Source organism: Haloplanus sp. GDY1, assembly GCF_023703775.1.
Taxonomy (GTDB): domain Archaea; phylum Halobacteriota; class Halobacteria; order Halobacteriales; family Haloferacaceae; genus Haloplanus; species Haloplanus halophilus.
Map to the genome: position 1 here is coordinate 849,678 of NZ_CP098514.1, position 24,613 is coordinate 874,290.

Annotated in this window: 30 protein-coding genes and 1 tRNA gene; 12 read left to right on the forward strand and 19 right to left on the reverse strand. The window is 66.7% G+C overall.

The features are described from left to right. Positions 1-15: 15 nt before the first annotated feature. The 6 genes from NBT67_RS04635 to NBT67_RS04660 all read right to left on the reverse strand — a co-directional run bounded on the left by NBT67_RS04635 (position 16) and on the right by NBT67_RS04660 (position 3,767). On the reverse strand, positions 16-285 hold the full coding sequence (locus tag NBT67_RS04635) for a hypothetical protein (protein ID WP_251343635.1): 270 nt from the start codon (positions 283-285) through the stop codon (positions 16-18). A gap of 37 nt (positions 286-322) precedes the next feature. After that, positions 323-781, reverse strand: coding sequence for a hypothetical protein (locus tag NBT67_RS04640; RefSeq protein WP_251343636.1), 459 nt, complete (start codon positions 779-781; stop codon positions 323-325). A gap of 443 nt (positions 782-1,224) precedes the next feature. Then, complete coding sequence (locus NBT67_RS04645; RefSeq protein WP_251343637.1) at positions 1,225-1,755, reverse strand: hypothetical protein; 531 nt, start codon at positions 1,753-1,755, stop codon at positions 1,225-1,227. Beyond that, a complete protein-coding gene (locus NBT67_RS04650) occupies positions 1,748-2,119 on the reverse strand; it encodes a hypothetical protein (protein WP_251343638.1) in 372 nt (123 codons plus the stop codon). Before NBT67_RS04650 ends, NBT67_RS04645 begins: the two co-directional genes overlap by 8 nt. 63 nt (positions 2,120-2,182) lie before the next feature. After that, positions 2,183-3,187, reverse strand: coding sequence for a hypothetical protein (locus NBT67_RS04655; protein ID WP_251343639.1), 1,005 nt, complete (start codon positions 3,185-3,187; stop codon positions 2,183-2,185). A gap of 202 nt (positions 3,188-3,389) precedes the next feature. After that, positions 3,390-3,767 (reverse strand): hypothetical protein, encoded by a 378-nt coding sequence (locus NBT67_RS04660; RefSeq protein WP_251343640.1) that lies wholly within the window; start codon positions 3,765-3,767, stop codon positions 3,390-3,392. 117 nt (positions 3,768-3,884) lie between these two features. On the opposite strand from NBT67_RS04660, the gene NBT67_RS04665 reads away from it, so the two are divergent. Next, the gene (locus tag NBT67_RS04665) at positions 3,885-4,121 is read left to right on the forward strand and encodes a winged helix-turn-helix domain-containing protein (RefSeq protein ID WP_251343641.1); all 237 of its coding nucleotides are present in this window, start codon (positions 3,885-3,887) and stop codon (positions 4,119-4,121) included. A gap of 2 nt (positions 4,122-4,123) precedes the next feature. Here the strand turns inward: NBT67_RS04665 and NBT67_RS04670 are convergent, their stop codons facing one another. The 4 genes from NBT67_RS04670 to NBT67_RS04685 form a co-directional block, all read right to left on the reverse strand. Then, on the reverse strand, positions 4,124-4,411 hold the full coding sequence (locus NBT67_RS04670) for a hypothetical protein (protein WP_251343642.1): 288 nt from the start codon (positions 4,409-4,411) through the stop codon (positions 4,124-4,126). Further along, positions 4,408-4,950 carry a DUF6166 domain-containing protein gene (locus NBT67_RS04675; protein WP_251343643.1) on the reverse strand — a complete coding sequence of 181 codons (543 nt, stop codon included), beginning with the start codon at positions 4,948-4,950 and terminating at the stop codon, positions 4,408-4,410. Before NBT67_RS04675 ends, NBT67_RS04670 begins: the two co-directional genes overlap by 4 nt. Positions 4,951-5,043: 93 nt before the next feature. Further along, positions 5,044-6,144 (reverse strand): tyrosine-type recombinase/integrase, encoded by a 1,101-nt coding sequence (locus NBT67_RS04680; RefSeq protein WP_251343644.1) that lies wholly within the window; start codon positions 6,142-6,144, stop codon positions 5,044-5,046. A gap of 52 nt (positions 6,145-6,196) precedes the next feature. After that, positions 6,197-6,280: transfer RNA gene (locus NBT67_RS04685), tRNA-Leu, on the reverse strand. Between the two features lie 83 nt (positions 6,281-6,363). On the opposite strand from NBT67_RS04685, the gene NBT67_RS04690 reads away from it, so the two are divergent. Beyond that, a complete protein-coding gene (locus tag NBT67_RS04690) occupies positions 6,364-6,672 on the forward strand; it encodes a transcription initiation factor IIB family protein (RefSeq protein WP_251343645.1) in 309 nt (102 codons plus the stop codon). 51 nt (positions 6,673-6,723) lie between these two features. On the opposite strand, the gene NBT67_RS04695 is transcribed toward NBT67_RS04690, so the two are convergent. From NBT67_RS04695 to NBT67_RS04705, 3 genes are read right to left on the reverse strand one after another with little or no spacing between them, the layout of a single operon-like run. Beyond that, the gene (locus NBT67_RS04695; protein ID WP_251343646.1) at positions 6,724-7,206 is read right to left on the reverse strand and encodes a phosphopantetheine adenylyltransferase; all 483 of its coding nucleotides are present in this window, start codon (positions 7,204-7,206) and stop codon (positions 6,724-6,726) included. Between the two features lie 50 nt (positions 7,207-7,256). After that, positions 7,257-7,754, reverse strand: coding sequence for a winged helix-turn-helix domain-containing protein (locus NBT67_RS04700; RefSeq protein WP_251343647.1), 498 nt, complete (start codon positions 7,752-7,754; stop codon positions 7,257-7,259). Between the two features lie 49 nt (positions 7,755-7,803). Continuing rightward, entirely contained in the window at positions 7,804-8,880 is a 1,077-nt protein-coding gene (locus tag NBT67_RS04705; RefSeq protein WP_251343648.1) for a glutamate--cysteine ligase, read from the reverse strand. Positions 8,881-9,273: 393 nt separating this feature from the next. Between NBT67_RS04705 and NBT67_RS04710 the strand changes: the two genes are divergently transcribed. Continuing rightward, complete coding sequence (locus tag NBT67_RS04710; protein WP_121918993.1) at positions 9,274-9,573, forward strand: PadR family transcriptional regulator; 300 nt, start codon at positions 9,274-9,276, stop codon at positions 9,571-9,573. A gap of 87 nt (positions 9,574-9,660) precedes the next feature. Here NBT67_RS04710 and NBT67_RS04715 read toward each other — a convergent pair whose 3' ends face one another. The 4 genes from NBT67_RS04715 to NBT67_RS04730 form a co-directional block, all read right to left on the reverse strand. Beyond that, positions 9,661-9,957, reverse strand: a complete 297-nt coding sequence (locus NBT67_RS04715) for a DUF8152 family protein (protein WP_251343649.1) — start codon at positions 9,955-9,957, stop codon at positions 9,661-9,663. Beyond that, positions 9,954-10,628 carry a thiaminase II gene (gene tenA, locus NBT67_RS04720; RefSeq protein ID WP_251343650.1) on the reverse strand — a complete coding sequence of 225 codons (675 nt, stop codon included), beginning with the start codon at positions 10,626-10,628 and terminating at the stop codon, positions 9,954-9,956. The genes NBT67_RS04715 and tenA overlap by 4 nt, the downstream gene beginning before the upstream one ends. 65 nt (positions 10,629-10,693) lie before the next feature. Further along, positions 10,694-11,329 (reverse strand): fibrillarin-like rRNA/tRNA 2'-O-methyltransferase, encoded by a 636-nt coding sequence (locus NBT67_RS04725; protein WP_251343651.1) that lies wholly within the window; start codon positions 11,327-11,329, stop codon positions 10,694-10,696. After that, complete coding sequence (locus tag NBT67_RS04730; RefSeq protein ID WP_425498895.1) at positions 11,326-12,168, reverse strand: NOP5/NOP56 family protein; 843 nt, start codon at positions 12,166-12,168, stop codon at positions 11,326-11,328. Before NBT67_RS04730 ends, NBT67_RS04725 begins: the two co-directional genes overlap by 4 nt. A 144-nt stretch (positions 12,169-12,312) precedes the next feature. Between NBT67_RS04730 and NBT67_RS04735 the strand changes: the two genes are divergently transcribed. From NBT67_RS04735 to NBT67_RS04755, 6 genes are all read left to right on the forward strand, one after another. Beyond that, positions 12,313-13,833 carry a sensor histidine kinase gene (locus tag NBT67_RS04735; protein ID WP_251343652.1) on the forward strand — a complete coding sequence of 507 codons (1,521 nt, stop codon included), beginning with the start codon at positions 12,313-12,315 and terminating at the stop codon, positions 13,831-13,833. A 3-nt stretch (positions 13,834-13,836) separates the two neighbouring features. Then, on the forward strand, positions 13,837-14,274 hold the full coding sequence (locus NBT67_RS04740; RefSeq protein ID WP_251343653.1) for a response regulator: 438 nt from the start codon (positions 13,837-13,839) through the stop codon (positions 14,272-14,274). A 1-nt stretch (position 14,275) separates the two neighbouring features. Further along, positions 14,276-15,415 carry an ATP-binding response regulator gene (locus NBT67_RS04745; RefSeq protein WP_251343654.1) on the forward strand — a complete coding sequence of 380 codons (1,140 nt, stop codon included), beginning with the start codon at positions 14,276-14,278 and terminating at the stop codon, positions 15,413-15,415. 60 nt (positions 15,416-15,475) lie between these two features. Then, positions 15,476-15,592 (forward strand): rubrerythrin-like domain-containing protein, encoded by a 117-nt coding sequence (locus tag NBT67_RS18165; protein WP_425498896.1) that lies wholly within the window; start codon positions 15,476-15,478, stop codon positions 15,590-15,592. A 38-nt stretch (positions 15,593-15,630) separates the two neighbouring features. Next, positions 15,631-16,062 (forward strand): DUF8009 family protein, encoded by a 432-nt coding sequence (locus NBT67_RS04750; protein ID WP_251343655.1) that lies wholly within the window; start codon positions 15,631-15,633, stop codon positions 16,060-16,062. A gap of 200 nt (positions 16,063-16,262) precedes the next feature. Beyond that, a complete protein-coding gene (locus NBT67_RS04755; RefSeq protein WP_251343656.1) occupies positions 16,263-17,231 on the forward strand; it encodes a transcription initiation factor IIB in 969 nt (322 codons plus the stop codon). On the opposite strand, the gene NBT67_RS04760 is transcribed toward NBT67_RS04755, so the two are convergent. After that, positions 17,232-17,783, reverse strand: coding sequence for a hypothetical protein (locus NBT67_RS04760; protein ID WP_251343657.1), 552 nt, complete (start codon positions 17,781-17,783; stop codon positions 17,232-17,234). 94 nt (positions 17,784-17,877) lie between these two features. Here NBT67_RS04760 and NBT67_RS04765 point away from each other — a divergent pair, with 94 nt between their 5' ends. From NBT67_RS04765 to NBT67_RS04775, 3 genes are read left to right on the forward strand one after another with little or no spacing between them, the layout of a single operon-like run. Then, on the forward strand, positions 17,878-18,456 hold the full coding sequence (locus NBT67_RS04765) for a hypothetical protein (protein ID WP_251343658.1): 579 nt from the start codon (positions 17,878-17,880) through the stop codon (positions 18,454-18,456). Then, on the forward strand, positions 18,453-19,070 hold the full coding sequence (locus NBT67_RS04770; RefSeq protein ID WP_251343659.1) for a hydrogenase maturation nickel metallochaperone HypA: 618 nt from the start codon (positions 18,453-18,455) through the stop codon (positions 19,068-19,070). The genes NBT67_RS04765 and NBT67_RS04770 overlap by 4 nt, the downstream gene beginning before the upstream one ends. Positions 19,071-19,115: 45 nt before the next feature. Further along, complete coding sequence (locus NBT67_RS04775; RefSeq protein WP_251343660.1) at positions 19,116-21,791, forward strand: ATP-dependent helicase; 2,676 nt, start codon at positions 19,116-19,118, stop codon at positions 21,789-21,791. Here the strand turns inward: NBT67_RS04775 and NBT67_RS04780 are convergent. Beyond that, positions 21,788-24,514 (reverse strand): ATP-dependent helicase, encoded by a 2,727-nt coding sequence (locus NBT67_RS04780; RefSeq protein ID WP_251343661.1) that lies wholly within the window; start codon positions 24,512-24,514, stop codon positions 21,788-21,790. The genes NBT67_RS04775 and NBT67_RS04780 overlap by 4 nt on opposite strands. Positions 24,515-24,613 lie beyond the last annotated feature (99 nt).

Here is a 24,613-nt window from a genome sequence, read left to right on the forward strand (position 1 = left end):
ACCTACCGATCCTCGTCAATCGTCAGCAGTGGTGAGCTCTTCCCACCCGTCACCTGAGAGCCACTTCCAGTCACTCGGGCTCCATCCACTACCGGATGGACGGGCGTCTTCACCCCGGATGATCTTGTCAACTTCTCTCGCGGCACCAGTCGGTGACCGTTTGTCACCGTTAGGGTCCACGATCTTGCCGTCTTGGACCTCACCGATGTACCTGAAGCCGGTGCTTTTCAGATGGTCGAACCGTACGCCTGTGCCGTCGGGAAGTTCGGATAGTTTCTTTGCCATAGTTGTATAGCGTCGTAAACTGTCTTGTTAAACTTTCTCACTCCGCGAGTTCTTGGATCGGTTCCCAGTCGCCGTCCTCGGTTTCGTACTCCCACCACGTCCAGCCGTTGTAGCCCTCGCCACGCGCGTCATCCCCGCGAAGCTGTTTGTCTGCAACCCGCGCGGCTCCCGTGGGGCTTCGCGTTTCTTGAGTGTCGCCCTCGACAGAGAGCCGTCCGCCCTGAACCGTCGCCTCGACCGTTTCGCCGCTGTAGTCGCCCCGCTGGTAGCGGTGACGGACCACGGTGCCATCGGGTAACTGGCTCAGTGCGGAATCCTCTGGTTCCGCCGCTTGACTGTTGTGTGTCGTCTCGCGGTTGTCGCGGTCTTCGAGGGCCGCGTCTTCGTCTACGTGTGCGAGCACACGAGCGACCACGTCATTCCACGATTCATCTCGGTTACCGTAGCGACCGAGCTCTTGGTACAGTTCGTCGGCCAGCTTGATGCTTCGCGCCATATCTACCACTATCTATCCACAGGGCGTTAAAACTTATCCTGTACTTAGTCTCAAGTCTAAGTTAACGGTCTTAGAAGATTATTGCTTGTGTACCACTCTTCAATTCGGACAACTACCGGACAACGAGCAGACGGGTTGATAGCAGAGTCCTCTCAGAAACAACAGAATATCCAACTCCGTACCGCCAACACACGTACGTACATACACACGGTTCACAGCGTAGGCTGTCACCGGAGCCAGCCCATCCTCGGCGCGGTCGGTTCAGCCGCTACTCAATCACACCCGGAAGCCGAGCCGCCGCGAAGTGGTCGACGAACTCCTCGATTCGATTCCGTACATCGTTTGCACTCCAGTCCGTCTGACCCTCGATTACGTCGTGCCGTCTCGATATGGCTCGAAGCACCTCCGTAAGGTCGACCCGACAGACTTGTCCCTGCGTGTCCTCATGCAGGTGTGAACGCCACAGGGTCCAACGAAGTCCATCTGTGCCGATGGCGACCATCTGCTCGTGCTCCATCTCTCGAAGGTACTTGCAGAAGGCGTTCACTTCGATATAGTCGCGGATGTCGCTGGTCGCCGCTCGCCTCGTCTTCTGCTCCTTGTTCGCGGCCTTGGCTTCGAGGATACAGACCAGCGTGGGGTCGACCTGTTTTAGCAGATAATCCGGACGTTTGCTTTCGACGTGTCGGAACGTCGTCGGTCTGCGAACGAAATGCGGACCGGTCGTACTCGGTCGATGCAGGATTGGTGTACCCCAAGCCGTGCAGAACCGGCTCAATCAGATACTGTTCGGTGAACACCTCCGGTTGCTGGCCGACGTAGGGTCCAGGGAGGGCCGTGGTCTCGTCGTCGGTGAGAATGAGACTGAGCTTGCCGCCCTCGCCCAACTCCCTGAATTTGAGCGGGAACGTGCGAAGCTGTTGGCGAACACGCTCGGCGATGTGGTCGAAATCGTCGAGTCGGCTCTCAGTCATCCGCGACGGCTTCCTCGACGATTTCGATTTCCTCGTCGGTCAGCCCGTAGAGGTCGTAGACGATTTCGTCAATCAGGTCATCGGTGCGCTGAATCTTCTCGTCGAGTTCCGTCGCTCGCTCAACGGCCTCCCGATACCGTTCGAGGTCGTCGGCCACGTCGTTTGGGTCGGGAAGCGTTATCGTCTCCAGCCGGTCGACCAGCGAGCCCTCCAACTCATAGAGCGTCTGGAGGTCATCCATCGCTTCGCGGGCGTCATCGTCACAGTCCCACTCGTCGCGCTCCTGAACCCGCTCGTCGAGGTAGTGACCGGAGAACAGATTCGCGTTAACGTAGGGTCGGTCGGAGAGCGTAGCCTGACTCATTCGAGATGTAGTTACTGGTCCGTCGACATCACAAATAGATGACGGAGGGGTTGGTTATCAGAGTTAGTTCGTCTCCTTTAATTCGCGCTCTCGAAGCTCGTCCTTCCACTGGTCGGTTTTCTTCCGTTCGCCGATTCGCTCATCGTCACCCTCGACCAGCCGCCAACCATCCGACTCTTCTCGTTCCAATCGTGCCCCACAGTTCTTACACTGTACTTCATCTGAGACGCCTTTGCCGCTCCGTTCTCGTAGAGAGGCGAACTCCCCGCAGACCACACACCGCCCCCCGAATTTCTTATTGACCTTACGATGACGGACAACTCCTGGTGTGACCTCTTCGAGTTCTGTCCCTTTCCAGACAGAGTCTGACATCGACTTTTTCGCGGTCTTCCCTGTTTGGCCGATAACCCCTATGACAACAATAATGAGGCCAATTCCGAGCATAGGGATGCCGATGATTGCGCCGATACCTGTTATCGAGATGAGTGAGCCCAGAGCCATTAGCGACAAACCGGCTCCGATGCCGTATGCCGGTTTGCTTTCCCCTTCAATTCGGTCAACCCGCTCTGAAATTTCTGACCCTTCTACTTCGGGTGTTTTGGACGCAGTTTCGGTTATGTCCGCTTGCTCAGTAGTATCGACCCCATCAAAGTCGGGGAGTTCTACCTGACCCTCGTCCGATTCGGAGGATGTAAGTGACTGTATCAATCCTTGACGTTCAACATCCTTCTGCGAATAACGTTCACCGCATGATTCACATACGACAGACAGAGGGCCAGAAACCCGAAGCATCTGCTCACTACAACTCGGACACTCACCGTAGATTCGATGATGGGATTTCTGTTCGACCTCATCATCGACTATTTTTCGGGCACGATTGACGAGAATCCTTGTGTGGACCGGGACAATAATAAATCCGAGAAAAACATAAAAGAAGGTTAACAGACAGAGCACGCTATACTTTCGTTTTCCCAAGAGCCAGTAACCAAGGGGCGGAAAAGCGATGCTCGCTATCAGAACGATTCTTTTATCGCGGTTGGCTATCCTCCAGGTTTTATTCTTCTCCATCGAGATACTTTCAAAATCGTCTGAAGACATAAATTAGGTTATCCGTTTGTAGTCGTCTCATAATTTAGCTTGTCACGGAACTTCTCCTTGCGCTGATTCGCCACCTCCAAATGGTCGCTTGCTCTCCCCAATTGGGTGTTAGCTTCTGTCGGGTCGTCGGGCATTGCGAACGCTGCGTTTTCCCGAGCCGCTGACGCCTGCATCATCCGCCAGTAATACTGGGTGAGCAACAGGAAACTTTCCCGGGGTTGGTTCCCTCATCGTACTCGTCAGCCTTACTATCGGCGGCTTTGTGCAAGTCCTCATACCGCTTCCGGGCCTTCTGGAAGTGCATATATGCCCTTGAGTAATCCTCGCTCTGGTAAGCGTCAGTTCCATCGTTGAAGTGCCCCAGAGCCTCCTTCTCCTTGGATTCGTGATTATCGAGCCATGAGTTGACCTTGTCTTGCCAAGACGGCGTTTGCTCTGGCTCGTCGGGTTGCCCGCTACTACCCTGTTCAGAGGCACACCCCGCGATACTTAGACTGAGGGCAGTTGCCGAAAATCCGAGAAATCTACGCCTTGATGACTGGGTCGACATCTGACGGTCACCTGTGCCATACCCAGACACAATATTCTTTTGACTTGTTTGATTTTGCTGAGACTCAGATTTACCGTTTACGGTCTTTAATCGCTGAGGGTCAGCATTTCCGGAGAAATGGGACTCATCTCGGAGACGAAACTCCGCATCTTGCAGTCTATTCGGAACGAGCCTACATATGGCTATGACTTGGCTGAGGCTCTCGACCTGAGTAGCGGCTACGTCTACACGCATCTCAAGGAACTCCGTGAGGAAGGCATGATTGAAGTCACCGAGGAGGAGGGCGACAGAAAAATCTACCAACTGACTGACCGTGGCGAGCTTCTGGTACGTGCGCTCGAAGACGACGTTTGACCTCATGGCTGGTCTCCTGGAAGGTTCCGGTCGAGAACGCTGACCCCAGCGAGTCGATGGTTCCAGTATACCGCCTTGATGACCGCTTCGTCAGCGCCCTCGGTTCCGCGTTCGATGGTCGTATCACCGCAGGAGTCGCACCAGAGGAGTCGAAGCACCCACCCGTCGCGGTCGTAGTGGGTGACGTAGCCTCGGACGAGGTCACCAGTCCGGACGCGTTTGCTACACCCTGAGCAGACGTTTCCTGTTCGCATCCCGTTTAGTGCCGCCGCTGGGTCGGGTCGACTCATGCCTTGACCACCTCCCGACGCCACGCATCGAGGTCCGACGTTCTGAGTGTCCACCTGTCCTCGGGGAGATTCGCTATGACTTCGCGCTTGAACTGCTGGTAGTGGGTCGTGGCTCGGCTTGACCTGGCCCGCGCGGCTACGAGAGCGGCGGCAATCGCACAGAGCCGCCGTTGCCATTCGCTGTCTTCCCATCTGTTCTTGGCGAGGTCTTCATATCGAAGGACGTGTTCTATCGCCTCGTTGCCTGCGACGAGGTCCTCGACGCATATTAGGGCAAGTCGATTCCACATTTGGGTCTCATAACCGGGCCCCGAACGCACTAATTCGAAGGCGCAGAACGAAGCTACCTCGTCATCGGAACGGCGTATTGCAGACTGGAGGGCTGATACGATAACATCTCGTCTGAATCCGCCCGCTGTTTGCCAGTAAGGCATCTCCTCGCCGAAGTCGTTCGTCTGTACCTCATCACCGTCGTTGTCGTCCGGTTCTTCGAGTTCGCCGTCCTCGCCGAACCGGAACTGGTCGTGGTCGCCACTCATCGGTCTTCTGGGCCTGAGAACCCGATAAAAAGTAGGGCGTGTGTGGTGTTAGGGACTTCTGAGGCGGCTGAAACTACTCTTACCGTCTACGCGTCAGCCCATATTGTCGAGCGCATCGCGTCGGTCTTCGACCGGGACCTGGTCGTATTTCATCGTCGTCTTCGCGTTTCGATGACGTAGCTGGGCTTTCGCCGCCGCGAGGTCGCGTTCTTTGGTCATGTACGTCCCGACGCTGTGGCGAATGGTGTACCAGGACATTTGCCGGTCCTCGTGGGGGATGTCGGCGCGGTCGCACAGGTCCTGAATTATCCGGCGGAGTTCGTTTGAGCCGTAACGGTTGCCTCGACGCGTAAGCCAGAGTTTGTCGGTGCCATCGTACCTTGGGTGCTCCGCCCGCTCGTCCAACCAGCGGCTCAGAGCGGTCGCTGTTCGGTCTGTGAGCCCGACCGTCCAGTTCCCCTTGTTCTTCGACGACTCCTCACGAGGGATGCGTAGCACGCCGTTGTCGGTGTCACACCACGAGGTCTTGGCCCGCCCGACCTCAACCGGACGGAGACCGGCATCAAGGCTCACCCATACCAACGACGTGTACTTCCAACTGTCACGCCGTCCGCCACCGGGGAGGTCCTCTTCGTCGACTCCGTAAGTCGGATTACCGTCCTTCTTGAGGGCGGCTTGCCGAATCTTCTGACGCTCCTCCTTCGTGAGAAAGTCGCGCGGCCCGGTGTTGCCGCCGCCGCTCTGGAACGTCCAATCGAACTCCCATTGGTCGCGGTTGAATTTGCGTTGAAGCCATGTCGAGTAGCGCAGGAGCGCCTCCATCTGTTTCCCCTTCGTGGCTTCGGTCACATCCCAGAAGGCAACCTCTTCCATGTACGCGGAAGCGTCCTCTTGGGTCGGCGGGAGACTGTAGCCGCCGCGATTCTTCCACCGCCAGAAATCGAAGCGAGCGGTTCGGTCGGCGGTTCCGTCGACGGTGTACGGGGAGTAGCCCTCCGCCTTCTCCGGGTCCTTGCCCATCCGGAGCAGGTGGGCGAGGAACTTCTTGCGGTGCTCGTAGTAGTCGACGACCTGCTTGTCCGTCAGGAACTCCTCCTGTCGCTTTTGGACGATGGTGATTGTTCTATTCGGCTCCATCATATCTGAATCGAAACCGGGACAGCGTTCGAGGTATCTTGGCTTTTCGAGGGTCATTTGGGTGGTTTTCGGGTCGTTGGACAGACCGAAAACCGCAAGAAGGCGGTAGTGCGCGGGACCGGATTTGAACCGGCGGACCCCTACGGGACAGCGTCCTAAGCGCTGCGCCGTTTCCTGGCTTGGCTACCCGCGCGCACCACGGACTTGCCGCCGAGCGGAGTAAGTAATTGTCGTCTCCGCTCGGGGTTTAAGTGCGCCGACGCCGAAGACCGGGGCGTGTACCGCGCACGCGACCGGATCGAGGAGGAGGAGTGGGTGGCCCGCCTGACGCGAGCGGCCGACGGCCTCGACCTGGGGGCCGAGTCGCGGTCGAACGCCGTCGACCTGTTTCTCTCCAACGTGCCCGACGAGGAGCGGTCGAAACCCGCCGTGGCGGCGGCCAGCCTCTACGCTGGGGCGTTGATCGCCGGCGAGGAGCGCTCCCAGGGGTCGGTCGCGGCGGCGATGGACGTGACGCGGCTGAGCGTCCAGGGCCGGTGGAAGGATCTGCTGGCGGAGTCGGGGTTCCGACCCCCGGAGTGGTAGCCGGTGTCGATGCGGCGGTCGTCGGGACGCCGGCTGGGTACGGCGCCCGCCTCAGTCGGTCTCGGGCGTCCGTTCAGGGGTGAGGTTGCCGTGGCGGTCGATTTCGCCGCGGACGATGCGCGTCGAGGAGATTCGCTCGCCGTCCTCGGCGGGGACGTGATCGACCACCTCGATGCGGAGGGAAGCGAGGCCGCGGGCCTCGCGGATCTCGTTGATGCGCTCGGCGCCTGCCCGAGTCTCGGGCGAGACGACGATGGCGTCGAAGCCCTGCTCGACGGCGATGCCGGTCGGCTCGTCGAGGCGCCGGATCTCGTAGCTTCGGTCGCGTTCCGCCGCGAGTTCGTCGAGTTCCGCGGCGACGTCCGCCCGCCGCTCGTCGAAGGACCGGACGCGACGGGGAACCTTCCGCGTCTCGGCGGCGAGGTCGTCGCTCGTGAGTCCGACGGTGACGTCGCCGAGTTCGAACGCCCGGTCGAACAGGGCGCGGTGTCCATCGTGAACCGGGTCGAACGTCCCGCCAAGCGCGACCTGCATGTCCGGCCCCACGAATCGGTGCGACTTAAACGGGTCGACTCGGGGAACGCTCACTCGTCGTCTTCGACGGTGATGCGGACGGGAGCGGTCTCCTCGTCGGCGTCGTCCCCGTCGAGTCGCCGGTCCAGGTTGAACACGGCGTTCAACTGCTCCTGTACCTGTCCGACGACGTCTTGGACGAGCGCGCTCGGCGGGATGGCCTCGTACTCGTAGGGGTTGTTGCCGGCGCCCGCGCTCTCGCGCTTGTGGCGCTCGACGGTCTCCTCCTCGTTGAGCTGTGCCAGCGCCTCGCGGACCGTACTGGGGTAGAGGCCGGTTCCCTTGGCGACTTCCTCGCTCGTCGATCCCGGGTGCTGCCGGAGGTAGACGTAGATCCGCGCGCGGGTCTCGGTGTCCAGCACCCACGCCAGCAGGTCGACGACGCCCTCGTCGAACTCCGTGACCGCGCGGTCGGCCTCGGCCTCCAGGCGCTCGCGGGCCGAGACGTCCTCCTCCGCGTCCACCTCCTCGTCTACGTCCAGCCCGTCGGAGCCGTTCTCGTCAGACATGTGTTCTCTTTGGGAGGTCAGAAGCCTGCGAACAAAAGGTTTGCTCCGATCAGGGGAGCAGCAGGAACTCGCGGAGTGCGTCGGCACCGTCCTCGTCGAGGAGGCGCCGCTGCGTGGCGGCCCCGCTCGGCGCGTCGAACACGTCCCGGATGCCGTCGACGCCGAGCCGGTCACACTCCCGGTCGACGAACGATCCGAGCGACACGGTGTCGTCGCCGGACCGGGTGACGAAGGCCGCGTCGTGTCCGTAGCGGGTCGCGCGCCACTTGTTCTCGTCGAGGAACTCGCGGCGGAGGGAGGCGAGCCGTTCGCCGTCGTCGTAGCGCTCGGCCAGGTCGAGCACCAGGGCGTGGACGTACTCGGCGATGGCGAGGACGCGGTCGGGGTCGGCCTGGGCGTCCGGCGTGCGCACCTCGACGGTGCCGTGCCCGGTGTGCGGGCGCACGTCGTACCAGAGTTCGCCGCGGTCGTTGATCGATCCGGTCTCGACCATCCGCCGCTCGAAGCGCCGGTAGGCGTCGAAATCCTCGAACGCCGTGGGGATGCCGGTGTTCGGGAGGTTCTCGAATATCTTGGCGCGCGCGGAGGCGAGGCCGGTGTCGAAGCCGTTCCAGAACGGCGAGTTCGCCGAGAGCGCGAGGATTGGAGGCAGATACCACCGGAGGTGGTTGGCGATCCACGTCGCCTTGTCGGCGTCGTCGACGCCGACGTGGACGTGCAGCCCCGCGGTGGTGTTCCGGTGCTGGGGGTACTGGATCCGGTCGAGCTGAGCGCGATACCGCTCCTTGGTCGCGTGATCGAGTTCCCGCCACTTCGCCGTCGGGTGGAGGCCGGCGGCCGCGATGCGGTAGCCGTGGTCCGCCGCGTGTTCGACCAGCGCCTCGCGAACCGTCGTCAGCGCGTCCGCCGCGTCCGCCGGCCGCTCGATCAGCGGCGTCTGCGTCTCGATGGTGAACTGGAAGAGCTCGTGATCGAGCCGGTCGATCAGCGGTTCTGGAGGGTCGCTGCCGTACACCAGGTCGTCGATCCCGGCGGTGGGACGGCCCGCCTCGTCGACGATGTAGAACTCCTCTTCGATGCCGAGCGTTCCCATCCGCTCGAACGCGTCCCGCGAGCCGAGGTCCATCGGCGCGTCGTTCGAGGCCGCCGATTAAATAAGTCGTGGACGCCCGCCGGCGCGCGGCCCTCGAATGTAATACGACGGAGAGGTTCCCGGTCGCCGACCGCCCCGGACGCGTTCGAACCGACCGTCCACCGACGGCCGGCCGCGACTCGGTCGCCGGACGCGTGGCGCGCCGAAACCGCACCGTTCCGACCCGCCCCGGATCGGTCCCACGCGCCAGTATCAGCGGACAGTGACGTTGTGTCGTGACGACGCTCGGCGTCGGGGTCACGACGTCGGGTGGACACCGACAATTCGGGTCGACAGGGTAATTTCGACGGCTCTCGGGAGGGTCGGCGAGAATCGTGTTCCTCCACGGAAGACATATAAGTATCGAGATACAAATGGGAGACGACGATGCACGACTTGACCGGCTTCCAGCGAGATCTCCTGTACGTGATCGCCGGCCTCGACGAACCACACGGGCTCGCGATCAAGGAGGAACTCGAGGACTACTACGAGAGCGAAATCCACCACGGCCGACTGTATCCGAATCTCGACACGCTCGTCGAGAAGGGTCTCATCGACAAGGGTCAACGGGACCGCCGGACCAACTACTACACGCTGACGCGTCGAGGGCGCCGGGAACTCGAAGCGCGGCGGGAGTGGGAGAACCAGTACGTCTCGGACCTGATCGAAGAGGCGACGCCGGCCTGAATACGGTGCCGCGTCCGTCGGGGTGGGGGGTACCCCGGTGGCGCCGTACCTTCGACGCGGCAGTGATCGATAGGTCGCCGAACTGCTTCAACCTCGCGGGTCCGCGTCCTCGGCTTCGGCCGCGTCGAGAATCCGCCGAGCGGCGCGCTCGGCGGCAGCGACGTGGTCGTCGGCCGTCGGATTGCCGGTCGAGTCAACCTCGTCGAGCAGGGCCGAGACGTGTGCGACGCGCTCCACGACGACGGACGTGGGGAGGTCGGCGCCGTCGAGGTCCGCGGCGACGGCCGCCGCCTCGCCGAGCCACGGACTCGCGTCGGGTCGCACCGGGAGTTCCGCCGTGGCGTCGAGGTGTTCGGCGAGCGTCCGGAGGTCGTCGGCAGTCATTCGGGACCGACCGTCCACGTCTCCTCGCGCCACGCGGCGTCCCAGAACCGGTACTCGTAGCGCGCCGACGTGACGAACAGGTCGCGATAGCGCTCGCGGTCCCCGTCCGTCGCGTCCGCCGCCACCTCGTCCAGCAGGTCCTTGCACCACGCGGTGAGTTCGGAGAACTCCGCGCCCGCGTAGGTCCGGATCCACTCCGCGTATCGCTCGTCGTCGGGCAGTCCGTCGGCTTCGAGGCGCGTTGCCGTCTCGTTGAACCCCCACATGCAGGGCAACAGCGCGGCGACGAGGTCGCCGAACGTCCCCGTCGCGGCCGTCCGCACGAGGAAGTCGGTGTACGCCCGGGTCGTCGGCGAGGGGTCGGTGGCCTCCAGATCGGCCTCGCTGATGCCGAACTCCGCGGCGTAGGCCCGGTGGAGGTCCATCTCGGTGTCGACCGTCTCGTGGAGCAGTTCCGCGAACGTCCCCATGTGATCGAGCGTCGGTGCGCTGGCGGCGCCGTGGGCGAACACCCGCGCGTAGTCGATCAGGTAGACGTAGTCCTGTCGTACCCAGTACTCGAAGGGCGCCACGTCGAGGCTCCCGTCCCCGAGGCGGGAGACCATCGGGTGGGCCACGATCTCGTCCCACAGGTCGTCCGCGAGGGGCTCCAGGTCGTCGGTGAAGGCCATGTGCGGTGATCGGGGCGCCCGACCCAAGAGTTTTTCCGGGTTGTATCAGTCGGTGATCAGCCCCGTCACTCGTCGCGCGGACGGGCGACGACGGCGAGGTGGTCGTCGTGGTAGCGGTCCAGACGCGCCGTCTCCAGCACCTCGTAGGCCCCCCGCAGGTCGTCGAGGACGTCGTCGAAGACGGCCGCGGGGTCCCGGGTCACGTCCTCGCTGCGGGCCTTGATCGCCGCGAGGAGGCGGCCGTCCGACCGAAGGAACTGCCGGTTGCGCACCGCCACGTCCGCCTGTCCGCGGGTCGCAACGTCCTGTATCAGGACGTCCAGGTCCGACTCGACGACGTGGGCGTACGTCTCGGGCCTGCGGGCGTCCTTCAGGAGTGGAAAGAGGTTGGAGCGGGACGCCGCCACGTCCACCAGGTCGCGGGCCGGTCGGGGCGCGAACTCGACGGCGTAGGTCGGCCCCGCGAAGTCGGCGACGTGACTGACCGTCGTCCCGCTGGCGGCGCCGAGGTAGAGCCCCGACTCCCCGCCGACGAGGCCGGTGTCGAGGCCGAGTTCCAGGATCGCCCCGAGTTTCGACCGGCCGGCGTCCCACACCCGCCACGGGCCGTCGGTCGGTTCGCCGTACACCGGTTCCCCGCGGGTGGCGAGTCGCTCGCCGCCGTCGAAGCTCCGTCGCTCGACGCCGTCCGGCAGGCTCACGGCTCGGCCCTCGCGCGGATGGTCGCGATGCGCTCGTCGAGTTCCTCGTGGAGCGACGGCCGCAGGTCGCCGCTGTAGTGGTCGATGCGGGCGGCGATGGCGAGTTTGCCCGCGAGCGCGCGGGCGGCCGACCCCCGGTCCTCGGGGCGGGTGTTGCGCACGTAGTCGTGGGTGTAGATGATGCCGTGTTTCGGCGACGGCGCCCGGCCCGAGAGGTGTGCGAAGAGGGCGTCCTCGGCGCCGAGCACCTGCACCGTTCCCGAGGGCATCTTCGCGAGGTCGTCGAGGCCGCCGGCGAGGGCGATCAGCCGCGCCGCGAGGACCGGCTCGGCCATCCGACTCAGGTTCGGCGCGACGGCCGGGGCCGTCCGCTCGACGTACTCCCGCAGGTCGTCCGCCTCGTCAGCGAGGTCGACCACCCGTTCCGCGAGCGAGACGGCGCGGCGCTCGGCGGCCGTCTCGGGGTCGCGCGCGGCGACGCCGCGCGCGCCGTCGACGCCCGCGGGCGCGTCGTCGAACAGCGCGCCGGCCCACTCGGCCACTCGCTCCGCGAGTTCGTTCGCCGTCCGCTCGGCGTCGTCCATGGCCCGAATACTGTACTTCAACTGTTGGTCGTCTGCCCGTTCGCGCTCGCGGACCGCCTCCCGAGTCGCGTGTACCGTGGCGTCGTGGAGTAGGTTGTAGTAGTCGTCCTCGTCGTCGGCGAACTCGGCCTCGACGGCGCGAGCGGGCCAGTTCGCCGGCGCCTCGGCGGACCCGCCCTCGATGGCCTCGCGGGCGCCCGCCGGGTCGGCGGGGTCGACCGCCGTGAACCATCCCGCGGAGTCGTGTTCGGTCACGGACGTGGCTACGGCCCGGGTAGGTATATTCGTTCCCGGTTCCGGCCGGTGGGCCGTCCGACGGACGGGCGGCGACCGCCGGCTATCATCCGTGAAAGCGGGACCGCCAAAGGACTAAGTGCGTATCCCGGAAGGTGCGACCGAATGCGACTGAACCGACGAGCGTCACTGGCCGTGGTGTCGGGGATCGGGCTGGTACTGACCGGCGTGTTGCTGTTCGACGTCTACGAGGACTGGGCGGTTCAGGGGAACGCGCTCGTCACGACGGTCGTCGAGAACGCGCTGCCGTTCGCGCTCCTCGTGGGGCTGTTCTACTCGATGTGGCAACTCCGCGGGGAGGACGACGCGTTCGTGGGGCTGGTGACGAAGTGGACCGTCGCCGGCGTGGTGACGATGGGGGGGTTGACGGCGTGGGTCGTGGGCATCCAGGTCGTCCAGAACGAGCTGAAGCCCGCGATCATCGTCCTCCAGACCACCGTCGTCGGGGCGGCGGCGGGATTGTTGGTCGGCCAGCGGACCGCGACCGTCGAGCGAGCGCGCGACGAGGCCGAACGCGAGAAGGCGCGCTTCCAGTCCCTGTTCGAGAACGACCCCGCGGGCATCGCCGCCCTCCGCCTCGACGGCGGTCGGGACGACGGCGACCGACTCGTCGTCGAGTCGGCGAACCCCCGGTTCGAGTCCCTGTTCGCGCCGTCGAGTGGGGGAACGCTGGGGGAGGCCGTCCCCGGACTTGACGCGTCGGTCGTCGCGACGCTGCGCGAGCGCGTGAGCGACGACGCGCGGTTCACGACGGAGGCCACCCTCGAGACCGAGGACGGCCGGCGACACTTCGTGGTCGAACTGGTGCCCTTCGACGAGGGGGCCGTGGAGGGAACGCGAAGTTACGCCATCTTTCAGGACGTGACCGACCTCAAGGAGGCGGAGGGGGAACTGGAGCGGACGGTCGAACAGCTCGAACGCTCGAACGAACAGCTCCAGCAGTTCGCCTACGTCGCCTCCCACGACCTGCAGGAACCGCTGCGGATGGTCTCTAGCTACGTCGACCTGCTCGCCTCGGAGTACGGTGACGAACTCGACGACGAGGCCGACGAGTACATCGAGTTCGCCGTCGACGGCGCCCAGCGGATGCAGGCGATGATCGACGACCTGCTCCAGTACTCCCGCGTCCACACCCAGGGCGAGGCCTTCGAGGAGACGGACACGGAGGCCGTCCTCGAACGGGTGTTGCGGGACCTCGAACTCCTGCTTTCGGAGACGGACGCGACGGTGACCTACGACGACCTCCCGTCGGTCGTCGCCGACGAGAACCAGCTCGGCCAACTCCTCCAGAACCTCGTCTCGAACGCGGTCGAACACGCGGACGACGGCGACCCGCCGACGGTGCACGTCGGCGGCGAGGAGCGCGCGGACGGGGTCGTCCTGTCCATCGCCGACGACGGCCCGGGCATCCCGCCGGACCAGCAGGAGAAGGTGTTCGAACTCTTCGAGCAGTCCAGCCGCGACGACGACGGGACGGGCATCGGCCTCGCCATCTGCCAGCGGATCGTCAACCGACACGAGGGTGACATCTGGATCGAATCGGACGAGGGGGAGGGAACGACCTTCTACGTTCGGTTCCCGGATCGCTCGCCGCAACAGTCAAATCCGAGGGGTCGAAAGGACTGACGCATGTCGAAGCGCGAGCCCGTCGAGATTCTCCTCGCGGAGGACAATCCCGGCGACGTCAAGCTGACTCGGAAGGCCCTCGAGAAGGGGAAGCTGGCCAACAACCTCCACGTCGTCAACGACGGGGTCGAGACGATGCAGTTCCTCCGTGGTGAGGAACCTTTCGAGGGGACGCCCCGCCCCGACCTCGTCCTGCTGGATCTGAACATGCCCCGAAAGGACGGGCGGGAGGTCCTCGAAGAGATCAAGAAGAACGACGACCTCAAGCGCATTCCGGTGGTCGTCCTGACGAGTTCCGAGGCCGAGGAGGACGTGATCAGATCCTACGAGCGTCACGCGAACGCCTATCTGACCAAACCCGTCGACTTCGACGGCTTCATCGAGGTAGTCGGCACCCTCGAGGAGTTCTGGCTGCAGGTCGTCAAACTACCCCCCGAGTGAGATGGCGACGGGACCAGCCGACGGACTCGACGTCCTCCTCGTCGAGGACAACGAGGGCGACGCACGCCTCATCCGTCACCACCTCCGGACGAACACCAGTTCCGTCTTCGAACCGCCGAACATCACACACGTCGAATCGCTCCCCGCGGCCCTGGACCGACTCGCAGAGGGGGACTTCGACCTCGTCCTCCTGGATCTCGGCCTCTCGGACAGCCGCGGCATCGAGACGCTGGAGCGGCTGAACGAGCGAATCGAGAGCGACGACGACGTCTCGCGGCTCCCGGTCGTGGTGTTGACCGGACTCACGGACGACGAGACGGCTCTCAAGGCCATTCAGGAGGGCGCACAGGACTACCTGCTCAAGGGCGACCTCGACGGCGCCCTGCTCGAACGGGCGATCCGGTACGCGATGGAACGGCATCGTCAGGAACGGCGACTGAAGCGTCAGAACGAGCGGCTCGAACGGTTCGCCAGCATCGTCTCTCACGACCTGCGCAACCCCCTGAACGTCGCCCAGGGACGGCTCACACACGAAGTCGGGCTGCGCGAGGGAACGAACGTCTCCACCGAACACGTCGAGGAGGCCGTCGACGCCCTCGACCGCATGGAGGTGCTCGTCGACGACCTGCTCGAACTGGCGCGCGAGGGGCGCTCCGTCGACGCGGTCGAATCGGTCGACATCGCCGACCTCGCCCGCTCGGCCTGGGACAGCGTCGAGGCCCCGGCGAGCGACCTCCGTGTGGAGGTCGGCGGCACCGTCACGGCCGACCCCGGCCGGCTGACGCAGCTGTTCGAGAACCTGTTTCGGAATAGTGTGGAACACGGTTCCACGAACAGTCGGTCGGAGACCGACGATAGCGTCGAACACGGCTCGACGGACACGGCCGACGACGGCGTGACGATCACCGTCGGACACGTCGCGGACGGCTTCTACGTCGCGGACGACGGGCCGGGGATCCCCGAATCGGAGCGCGACGAGGTGTTCGAGGCGGGATACTCGACGACCGCGGAGGGCACCGGCTTCGGCCTCGACATCGTGCAGGAAGTCGTCGACGCCCACGATTGGGACGTCGCGGTCACCGAGAGCGCGGCCGGCGGCGCCCGCTTCGAGATCACCGGACTGGGGCTCGACGGGGAGTGATCGATCGCCGACCGAACCCCGTGACAACATTTAACATGGGGAACCGCCTACGTCGTGTCGATGTCGGAACGGTCGCCGTTCGAATGTGAGTCGTGTAACGAGCGTGTGAGTCCGACCGCCTATCGGGCCACCTGTCCGGACTGTGGCGGCCCGCTCCGGCGCCAGCGGGTACACTGAACGATACGCTTTCGTCCGCCGACTCCCTTGGTCGACCGATGCCGGAGGACGGATCCGGGAACGGCACCGACCCGACGGCCGTCGCCGTGATCGCGGTGACCGCAGACGACGTGGTGACCGCCCTCGAAACGAACTGGCGGAGCGACCGCCACACCGTCCTCCGGATCACTCCGCCGTTCGCCGGGCGGATGCGGGCACGCCTCCACCGGCCCCTCCCCGGCGACGACGCCCGGGACGCCGTCCACGTCGATCCGTCGGCGCTCGTCGCGGACCCGCCGCCGTATCCCACCCCGGACGAGACGGCGGACCGACTCCGCGAGGCGGACGCGTACACGACGGAACGTCACCACGAGCGTCACGCCGAGGCCGTCGAGGCGTGGCGCAGGGCGGTCCGAGACAGCCTCGTCGGCGCCGTCGACCTGCCCACCGCGGCCGGCCCGCATCGCGTCGAGGTCACGTATCTCGGTTGACCACAATATTTATATATACGACAGCATCTCGACGTGTGAACCGATCACACGGCAAAATTGCGTATAAGACCGTTAACGACCCGAATTCCGACGTTCCGATGCCGGAACATTTTTAAGTGTTACGGACGTACTTATGGTAAGGACTCACCCCCGTTCGTCTCTTCGCTTCTCCCTCGATACGGGGGTATCCGACAGTCACAATGAGCGAAACCAAGACCTACAGTACCACGGAAGCGGCCGAGCGAGAACGGGAACGAACGGACGAGCGGACGGCGCCGAGCTGTCCGGAGTGTAGCGGCAACCTCGTGACCGACGAGGAACACGGGGAGACGGTGTGTGCGGACTGCGGGCTCGTGGTCGAGGAGGACGAGATCGACCACGGCCCCGAGTGGCGCGCCTTCGACTCCAGCGAGCGCGACTCCAAGTCGCGGGTGGGTGCGCCGACGACCCAGATGATGCACGACAAGGGGTTGTCGACGAACATCGGTTGGCAGGACAAGGACGCCTACGGGAAGACCCTCTCCTCGCGCCAGCGCGAGAAGATGCAACGCCTGCGCACCTGGAACGAGCGGTTCCGCACCCGCGACTCCAAGGAGCGCAACCTCAAGCAGGCCCTCGGCGAGATCGACCGCATGGCCTCGGCGCTGGGCCTCCCCGAGAACGTCCGCGAGACCGCCTCGGTCATCTACCGGCGCGCCCTCTCGGACGACCTGCTGCCCGGCCGCTCCATCGAGGGCGTCGCCACCAGCGCCCTCTACGCCGCCGCCCGACAGGCCGGCACCCCCCGCTCCCTCGACGAAATCGCCACCGTCTCCCGCGTCGACAAGATGGAACTGACCCGGACGTACCGGTACATCGTCCGCGAACTCAAACTCGAGGTGAAGCCCGCCGACCCCGAGCAGTACGTCCCCCGATTCGCCTCCGAACTCGACCTCTCGGAGGAGGCGAGCCGGCAGGCCCGGGAACTGCTTCGCTCCTCGCGCGAGCGCGGCGTCCACAGCGGCAAGAGCCCGGTCGGCCTCGCGGCCGCCGCCGTCTACGCCGCCGCACTCCTCACCAACGAGACGGTGACCCAGAGCGAGGTCAGCGAGGTGGCCAACATCAGCGAGGTCACCATCCGCAACCGGTACAAGGAACTGCTCGAAGCGAAGGGCGCGGCGGACGCGTAATCACTGGAAGCCTCGGTCCACGCCGTCGCGCTCGATGAGGTCCTCCAGCTCCGCGTCGAGGAGTTCCTCCGCCTCGTCGAACGTCTCCGAGAGCGCGTCGAGGTCCTCGGATCGATCCGAGAGGTCGAACGACATCGGTCCGTGGGCCGGGCTGTCGATGGCGTCCATCACGTCCTCGAAGAAGTCCTCGGGCGTGGTCGGCGCCTCCTGGTGGACCCTGATCGTCTCCGCGAGCCGTCTGGCCGTCGATTCGGCCTCGTCCTCGTCCTCCGGAGCGGACTGGACGGCGAAGCGCCGAGGGCGGTCCCGCGTCGGGAGGTGGGGATCGATCCCGTCGTCGATCTTTCTGGCGACTTTCGCGCCGACGCCGCGCACGTCGTAGGGGTTCTTCGCGTACGTCTTGAGGTGGTAGACCCCGACCCCGGGGTGACCGAGATAGAGGTCTTCGCCGACGCCGTCCCGACGCTGACCGGCGACGGCGCGCCAGCCGTCCGGCTCCGCCGTCCCCTCGCTCACGTCGTCGAGGATGTCCTCCCAGTCTCTGACCCGCATGGGTCGCCGTTGGGGCGCGGCTCAGGTGAGCCTGTCGGTCGCCCCGGGGCGGGAGACGCCCACCTTCATACTCCACGCGACACAACCCCCGCCGATGCCCGAAATCGAGATCACGCCCGAACAGGAGGAGCGCCTGCGCGCGCTCCAAGAGGACATCGCGCGCGACGTGGTCGGCAAGTACGGCCACGTCCGCCCCCGCGACGCGGTGGAGTTCCTCCTCGACCGGTACGCGGAGGACGAGGACGCCGATCCGGGTGACGGCGTCGAGGATGGGGCGGCCGCTGCCGCCGACACCGATGGGGCGGCTACTGCCGCCGACACCGATGGGGCGGCTACTGCCGCCGACACCGATGGGGCGGCCGCTGCCGCCGACGAGACACCCGACCCCGATGAGGTGGCCGCCGACGCACCGGAGGCCGCCCTCGACGACGCGGCCGACGGCGAGTCGGCGACGGCGCGAGTCGTCGACCAAGAGGGGGCGACCGACGGGGAGACGTCCGGCGGTGACGACGCCATGTTGAACGAGATGATGAGCCTGCTGGACACCCACGACGACAAGTGGGGCGAGTCCGGCGGCGACGAGCGATACGAGGTGGAACTGCCCGACGGCGGGACCGAGCAAGTGCGAACCAAGGACGACGTGAAGGCGCTCCTGTTCGAGCATTACCGATGACGGGGCTCCTCGACGGACTGCGCTCCTGGCTTGGCGGCCGCTTCGGTGCCGGCGGCGAGCAGGCAGACGAGGAGGGGGCGGAGACGACGGCCTCGAACGACCGGGACGGAGGGAGCGCGTCGGCCGTCGCCCACCGCGACGACCGGCCGCTGGAGACGCCGGCGACCCTCGATCCGTCGCCGCCGGCGGGGGAGCCCGACGGGTCGCCGCCGGCGGACGGGCGCGACGCCGCGACGGCCGACCGCGACCCGGGGCGGGTCGAGATTCCCGACGCCGAGGGAGGCGACGCCGTGTCCGTCCCGGAGGCCGAGCGGACGGACGCCGGGGGGAGCGGCGCGCCGACGGACGCCGGGGACGGATCCGGGGCGGGGGAGGGAGAGGCGTCCGATCCCGCGGCGGCCGAGGACGCCGACGCCTTCGCGTGTTCGGTGTGCGGGACGCGCGCCGAGGACCCGAGCGGTGGCTGCCCGCTCTGTGGCTCGACGGACGTGCGACCGGTGTCGGGTCCCTCGGGCGGTGACTCCGCCGAAATCGGGCAGGGACGGACGGCGGTGTCGGAGGCGGACGACGAGGCGGTCGACCGCCTCCGCGACGTTCGGGGCGGCGGTGAGTGATCCACACCCACAGGGTTTTTCGCCGCCGACCGCCCACCCTCGGGCGTGAACCTCCGCGGGACGATTCTGGACGTTGGCGAGGTGCGGACCGTCTCGACGCGGCACGGCGAGCGCGACCTGGTCGAGACGGTGATCCGTCCCGACGGCGACGGCGGGCAGACGACGCTCCCCGGCGCCGTCGACGACCGGTCGGTGACGGTCACGCTGTGGGGGAAGTGGACACACACCGCCGACCACGCCGCCGAGGGGATGGACCTCCTCGTCACCGACGTCGAGACGCGGGAGGACGGGAGCCACGCCACGACCGGCGACTCCTACGTCGTCGTCGAACCCGACTTCCTCGTCGACGTGACCGACGTCCGGTCGTGGGTGCAGTGCCCGCGGATGTACTACCTGAACAAACTCTCGGGCGTGCCGCTCGCCTACCCGGTCGTCAAGGGGACCATCGTCCACGAGGTGTTCGGCGACCTGTTGCGGGGGCGTGACCTCGATTCGGCCGTCGCGGACCACGTCGAGGCGGCGGGCCTCGAACTCGGTCTGCTGGGGCGGGAGGCCGACGAGGTGCGCGACGAGGTGCGGCGGAACGCGTCGGCCATCGAGGGGTGGCTGGCACAGGACACCCTCACCGACGAGGACGAGTGGCGCTCGGAGTACACGCTCATCAGCCCCACCTTCGGCATCAAGGGGCGGGCCGACGCGCTCCGCCGCGGCATGCCCGTCGAACTCAAGACGGGCAAGAACACGAAGCGCGACCCGCGATTCCACGACAAGATCCAGGCGGCGACGTACGCCCTCCTGCTGGGCGAGTCGGGCGACCCGCCGGACACCGGGACGCTCCTCTACACGAAGAACGCGGCCCTCGACCGGTCGGAGGCGAGCGGCGACCTCTCGCCGGCCAAGGAGTTCTCGGTCGGGCGCGGACTGCTGGAGTTCGTCGTCCGCACGCGCAACGAGATCGCGGCCGCCGAGGCCGAGCGCCGCGTGCCGACTGGCTACGAGGCCGACGCGAAGTGCGAGTGGTGTTTCGAGCAGGACACCTGCATGGTCGTCTCCGGCCGCCTCGATCAGGAGTCGAAGGCCGGCCAGGTCGGGACCGCCATCCCCGAGGCGGAGCGCGCGTACTTCGAGGAGTTCTACCGCGCCATCGAGGACGAACGCCGGGCGGTCCACGACGAGTACCGGAAACTGTGGGAGCAGAGCGCGGCGGAACGCGCCGACGCCGACCGGGCGCTGATCGACCTCGACCCGCTCGGCCGCCGGCGACTGTCGGGCGGCGACTGGGAACTCCGGGCGCGGGTGCCGGACGGCGCCGTCTCGAAGCTCCGAGAGGGCGACGTGGCGCTCGCCAGTTCGGGCGACCCGATCCACGGCGACGCGGAACTCGGCCGCATCCGCTCGCTCGGCGACGAGGCGGTCGTCACGGTGGACGAACCGCTGGACCTGCGCCGTCTCGACGTCTACCCCTCGGAACTCTCCGTCTCCCGCCAACTGACGGCGCTCCACGACGCCCTGCTGAAGGGCGACCCCGACCGCAAGGACGTGCTCTTCGGGCGCCGCGACCCCCGATTCGACGACGTGACCGAGACGTTCGTCGACAACAACGACGCCCAGAACGCCGCGATCCGGCGGTCCCTGGGCGCCGAGGACTTCGCGCTCGTCCACGGCCCGCCGGGGACGGGCAAGACCTACACCATCGCCCACCTGATCCGGGCGCTGGTCGACCGGGGGGAGCGCGTCCTCCTCTCGGCGTTCACGAACCGCGCGGTCGACAACGCCCTCGACGCCCTCCGGGAACAGGGGTTCGAGGACGTGGCCCGCATCGGGACGACCACGGGCGTCCGCGATGACATGCTCGACGTGCGCCTCGAACGCCGGGGCGAGCCGAACGACCGGGCGGCCGCGCTCCGGTCGGCGTCCGTCGTCGCCGCCACCACCGCCACCTGTGGCTCCCGAACCCTCCGCGAGGAGGAGTTCGACGTGGCCGTCGTCGACGAGGCGTCCCAGTTGACGGAGCCGGGAACGTTGCTGGCGCTGAACCTCGCCGACCGGTTCGTCCTCGTGGGCGACCACCAGCAACTCCCGCCGGTGGTCCAGTCCGGCGACGAGCGACTCGCCACCTCGCTGTTCGAGCGCCTCCACGACGAACACCCCGAGGCGGCGGTCATGCTCGACCGCCAGTACCGCATGAGCCAGCGCATCCAGGCTTTCGCCTCCCGGGAGTTCTACGACGGCGCGCTCCGTCCCGCCACGCCCGAGGTGGCGGGCGGGACGCTCGCGGACCTGCCGGGCGTCGACGGCGACCGACTTCCCCAGGAACTCCGGCAGGGCGTCCGCTTTCTCGATCCCGGCGGCCGGCGCGAGGGCAACGCCAACCCCGTCGAGGCCGACCGGGTGGCCGCGGTCGTCGAGGAGTACCTCGACGCCGGCGTCGATCCCGAGGACGTCGTGGTGATCGCCCCCTTCCGGGCGCAGGTGGCGGAGATCGACCGCCGGGTCGACGTGGCCGTCGACACCGTCGACCGATTCCAGGGATCGAGCGCCGAGGTGGTGGTGGTCTCCTTCGTCGCCACCGGGGATCTGGACGGTCCCATCTTCGAGGACACCCGACGGGTGAACGTCGCGCTCACGCGGGCGAAGAAGGCGCTCGTCCTCGTGGGGGACGCGGCGGCGCTCGAATCCGAGCCGTTCTACGCCCGGATGCTGGACTGGGCGCGGCGCTAGTCGTCACCGTCACCCTCGATCTCCGCCGTCACGCGCTCGTGGAACTCCCGGAGGACGGCGTCCTCGTCGTCCGCGAGGACGGTGTCGGTGGCCGCGAGCGTCGCGAGGCCGAACGCCCGGGGCGAGGGCGTCTCGACCGTTCGCTCGACCACCTCGATCCCCCCGTCGCGGATCCGCCGGAGGACCGACTCGATGCCCGCGACGTGGAGTTTGTCCTCCAGCAGTTCGCGGTCGGTCTCCTCGATCACCGCGAAGTCGTCGAGGTCGTCGGCCAGCGACAGCAGCGTCTCGCTCTCGACCTGCTGGCGCGCCGCCGACTTCTCCGTGCCCTTGTACCGCTTCAGGATCATGAGCGACCGCGTGGCGTCGATGCGGAAGTACCGCTTGCGGAGGTCGGTCCCGCGGAGGGCCGACCGGAGGTCCGCCCGGACCGCGTCGGGGTCGAGGCCCCGGAGGAGCCCGGAGACGTCGAGCCGGCGGTTCAGCGGCATCGAGAGGACGAACCCGTTGTCGGCGACGGCGACGGTGACGCTCGCGGTGGTCTGGTTTGCACACCTCGCGGCCAGCAGGCGCGAGAGGCCGTCGTTGACCCGCCGGCCATAGACGGTGTGGACGTAGTAGCGCCGGCGGTACTCCTCCCGGTCGCGCTCCTCCTCGATCGCGATCCGGTCGGGCGTCGAGACGCCCGCCGGCCCGGCGAAGGCGACCTGTCGATCGTAGAGGCGGGTGAGGGCGCGCACCGCCCGTTCGGAGAGGACGTCGCCGCGGAGCCAGTCCCGGAGCGCGGGCGGCCCGCCGGCGTCCAGGCGGTCGAGGACGTCGCGCTGGAAGGCGAGGATTTCGCGCGCGAGGTCGAACGCGAGCGGCAGGCGCTCGGAGTACCACGAGGGCACCGTCGGCCGGGCGTTCGTCCGGTCGACGTACACCTTCGACCCGCGGCGGTAGCGGAACTCGAAGCGCTCGCCGCCGATGACGAACACGTCGCCGGGGTCGAGGGTGTCGAGGTAGTCCTCGTCGAGGTGGCCGACCCACTCGTCGCTCCCCCGCACGATCACCTCACAGGAGAAGGAGTCGGGGATGGTGCCGACGTTCGTCAGGTAGATCATCCGGGCGAGGCGCCCCCGCTTGCCGATCAGGCGCTCGCCGACGTCGAACTCCGGGTGGTGGTGGTCGCCGTCGGGCGGGTCGTTGGCGTCCCGCCAGATCTTCGCGTACACGTCCCGCTCCGCCAGCCCCTCGTAGTCCGCGGTGAGGTAGCGAAACAGCGTCTCGAAGTCGTCGTCGCCGAAGTTCCGGTAGGGGTAGGCCTGCCGGAGGATCCCCCGCACCTCGCGTTCGGGGCGGACGCGGTTGATCGCCATCCCGTAGACGTGCTGTGCCGCCACGTCGTAGGCGTTCTCGGGGACGAACACGCGGTCGACGAACCCGGACTCGGCCTTGCGGGCCATCACGGCACACTCGACCAGGTCGTCGCGGTCCAGCGCGACCACCCGCCCCTCGACGACCTGTCCGACCTGGTGGCCGGCGCGGCCCACCCGCTGGAGGAGAGCCGCCACCGACTTCGGCGACCCCACCTGCACCACCAGGTCGACGTGGGGCATGTCGACCCCGAGTTCGAGGCTGGTCGAAGTGGTCACCACGTCGAGGTCGCCGGCCTTCAGCGCCGACTCGACCGCCTGCCGCCGGTCGGCCGAGAGGCTGCCGTGGTGACAACCGGAGTCCGACTCGTCGTACCCGTGGCGGTCGCGCAGCGCCTGCAACACCCGCTCGGCGCCCGACCGGGTGTTCGTGAACACCAGCGTGTTGGTGTGGGCGTCGATCAGGTCGTCGAGCCGGTCGTAAAAGCGGTCGCGGACGACCGCCCCCGGCGTGGCCACGAGGTCGTCGACCGGACAGTCGACCTGCAGGTCGAACTCGCGGGCGAAGCGGGCGTCGACCACCTCGCAGTCGCGGGGCGGACCGCCCGGCGACTCCCGGCCGACGAGGAACTCGGCCATCGTCCCGACGGGGTCGACCGTCGCCGAGCAGCCGATCCGGGTCGGCGAGCCGTCCGCCAGTTCCGTCAGTCGCTCCAGCGACACCGAGAGGTGGGTGCCGCGCTTGGTCGCCGCGAGCGCGTGAATCTCGTCGACGACGACGTACTCCACGTGGCGGAGTTTCTCGCGGAACTTCGGCGAGTTGAGCAGGATGGCGAGCGTCTCCGGGGTCGTGTTGAGGACGTGTGGCGTCTCGGCGAGCATCGCCCGCCGCTCGGCGTCGTCCGTGTCGCCGTGGCGGGTGGCGTGTCGCACCGACGTCGACTCGCCGCGTGCCGCCAGTCGCTCCCGAATCCCGTCGAGGGGCTCCGCCAGGTTCCGGTGGACGTCGTTCGCGAGCGCCTTCAGCGGCGAGACGTAGAGACAGTACACCGCGTTCTCCAGTCCGCCCGCCCGCTCCCGGCGGAACAGTTCGTTGATGATGGCGGTGAAGGCGGCGAGGGTCTTGCCGCTCCCGGTCGGCGCGCAGACGAGCGCGTGCTCCCCCTCGGCGACGAGGGGGATGGCCTCGCGCTGTGGCGGCGTGAAGAAGCCGCCGTTCTCGGGGACGTACTCGCCGAACCGGTCGATCCACCAGTCGCGGACGGCGGGGTCGAGCAGTTCGAGGACGTCGGCGTCGGCCGCGGCCGACGCGTCGACGTCGCAGTCGGCAAGCGCGTCGACGACTCCCTCCTCGGGCCGGTCCATCGGTACGAGGTTGGTGCGGACGACCAAGTGGGTTGTGCCGGCCGCCTCGGCGGACGCGTGCTCCCGGCCGCTCCGGAGCGCAGCCGCTCGACCGCGCTC

Bases quoted from the DNA above. Each gene is read 5' to 3' on its own strand.
- NBT67_RS04645 (WP_251343637.1), bottom strand. From the start codon at position 1,755: ATGACTGAGAGCCGACTCGACGATTTCGACCACATCGCCGAGCGTGTT.
- NBT67_RS04680 (WP_251343644.1), bottom strand. From the start codon at position 6,144: ATGACCCTCGAAAAGCCAAGATACCTCGAACGCTGTCCCGGTTTCGAT.
- NBT67_RS04640 (WP_251343636.1), bottom strand. From the start codon at position 781: ATGGCGCGAAGCATCAAGCTGGCCGACGAACTGTACCAAGAGCTCGGT.
- NBT67_RS18165 (WP_425498896.1), top strand. From the start codon at position 15,476: ATGTCGGAACGGTCGCCGTTCGAATGTGAGTCGTGTAACGAGCGTGTG.
- NBT67_RS04655 (WP_251343639.1), bottom strand. From the start codon at position 3,187: ATGGAGAAGAATAAAACCTGGAGGATAGCCAACCGCGATAAAAGAATC.
- NBT67_RS04765 (WP_251343658.1), top strand. From the start codon at position 17,878: ATGCCCGAAATCGAGATCACGCCCGAACAGGAGGAGCGCCTGCGCGCG.
- NBT67_RS04695 (WP_251343646.1), bottom strand. From the start codon at position 7,206: ATGCAGGTCGCGCTTGGCGGGACGTTCGACCCGGTTCACGATGGACAC.
- NBT67_RS04745 (WP_251343654.1), top strand. From the start codon at position 14,276: ATGGCGACGGGACCAGCCGACGGACTCGACGTCCTCCTCGTCGAGGAC.
- NBT67_RS04700 (WP_251343647.1), bottom strand. From the start codon at position 7,754: ATGTCTGACGAGAACGGCTCCGACGGGCTGGACGTAGACGAGGAGGTG.
- NBT67_RS04715 (WP_251343649.1), bottom strand. From the start codon at position 9,957: ATGACTGCCGACGACCTCCGGACGCTCGCCGAACACCTCGACGCCACG.
- NBT67_RS04760 (WP_251343657.1), bottom strand. From the start codon at position 17,783: ATGCGGGTCAGAGACTGGGAGGACATCCTCGACGACGTGAGCGAGGGG.
- NBT67_RS04770 (WP_251343659.1), top strand. From the start codon at position 18,453: ATGACGGGGCTCCTCGACGGACTGCGCTCCTGGCTTGGCGGCCGCTTC.
- NBT67_RS04705 (WP_251343648.1), bottom strand. From the start codon at position 8,880: ATGGACCTCGGCTCGCGGGACGCGTTCGAGCGGATGGGAACGCTCGGC.
- NBT67_RS04735 (WP_251343652.1), top strand. From the start codon at position 12,313: ATGCGACTGAACCGACGAGCGTCACTGGCCGTGGTGTCGGGGATCGGG.
- NBT67_RS04740 (WP_251343653.1), top strand. From the start codon at position 13,837: ATGTCGAAGCGCGAGCCCGTCGAGATTCTCCTCGCGGAGGACAATCCC.
- NBT67_RS04755 (WP_251343656.1), top strand. From the start codon at position 16,263: ATGAGCGAAACCAAGACCTACAGTACCACGGAAGCGGCCGAGCGAGAA.
- NBT67_RS04650 (WP_251343638.1), bottom strand. From the start codon at position 2,119: ATGAGTCAGGCTACGCTCTCCGACCGACCCTACGTTAACGCGAATCTG.
- NBT67_RS04635 (WP_251343635.1), bottom strand. From the start codon at position 285: ATGGCAAAGAAACTATCCGAACTTCCCGACGGCACAGGCGTACGGTTC.
- NBT67_RS04710 (WP_121918993.1), top strand. From the start codon at position 9,274: ATGCACGACTTGACCGGCTTCCAGCGAGATCTCCTGTACGTGATCGCC.
- NBT67_RS04675 (WP_251343643.1), bottom strand. From the start codon at position 4,950: ATGAGTGGCGACCACGACCAGTTCCGGTTCGGCGAGGACGGCGAACTC.
- NBT67_RS04780 (WP_251343661.1), bottom strand. From the start codon at position 24,514: ATGGACCGGCCCGAGGAGGGAGTCGTCGACGCGCTTGCCGACTGCGAC.
- NBT67_RS04670 (WP_251343642.1), bottom strand. From the start codon at position 4,411: ATGAGTCGACCCGACCCAGCGGCGGCACTAAACGGGATGCGAACAGGA.
- NBT67_RS04660 (WP_251343640.1), bottom strand. From the start codon at position 3,767: ATGTCGACCCAGTCATCAAGGCGTAGATTTCTCGGATTTTCGGCAACT.
- NBT67_RS04665 (WP_251343641.1), top strand. From the start codon at position 3,885: ATGGGACTCATCTCGGAGACGAAACTCCGCATCTTGCAGTCTATTCGG.
- NBT67_RS04750 (WP_251343655.1), top strand. From the start codon at position 15,631: ATGCCGGAGGACGGATCCGGGAACGGCACCGACCCGACGGCCGTCGCC.
- tenA (WP_251343650.1), bottom strand. From the start codon at position 10,628: ATGGCCTTCACCGACGACCTGGAGCCCCTCGCGGACGACCTGTGGGAC.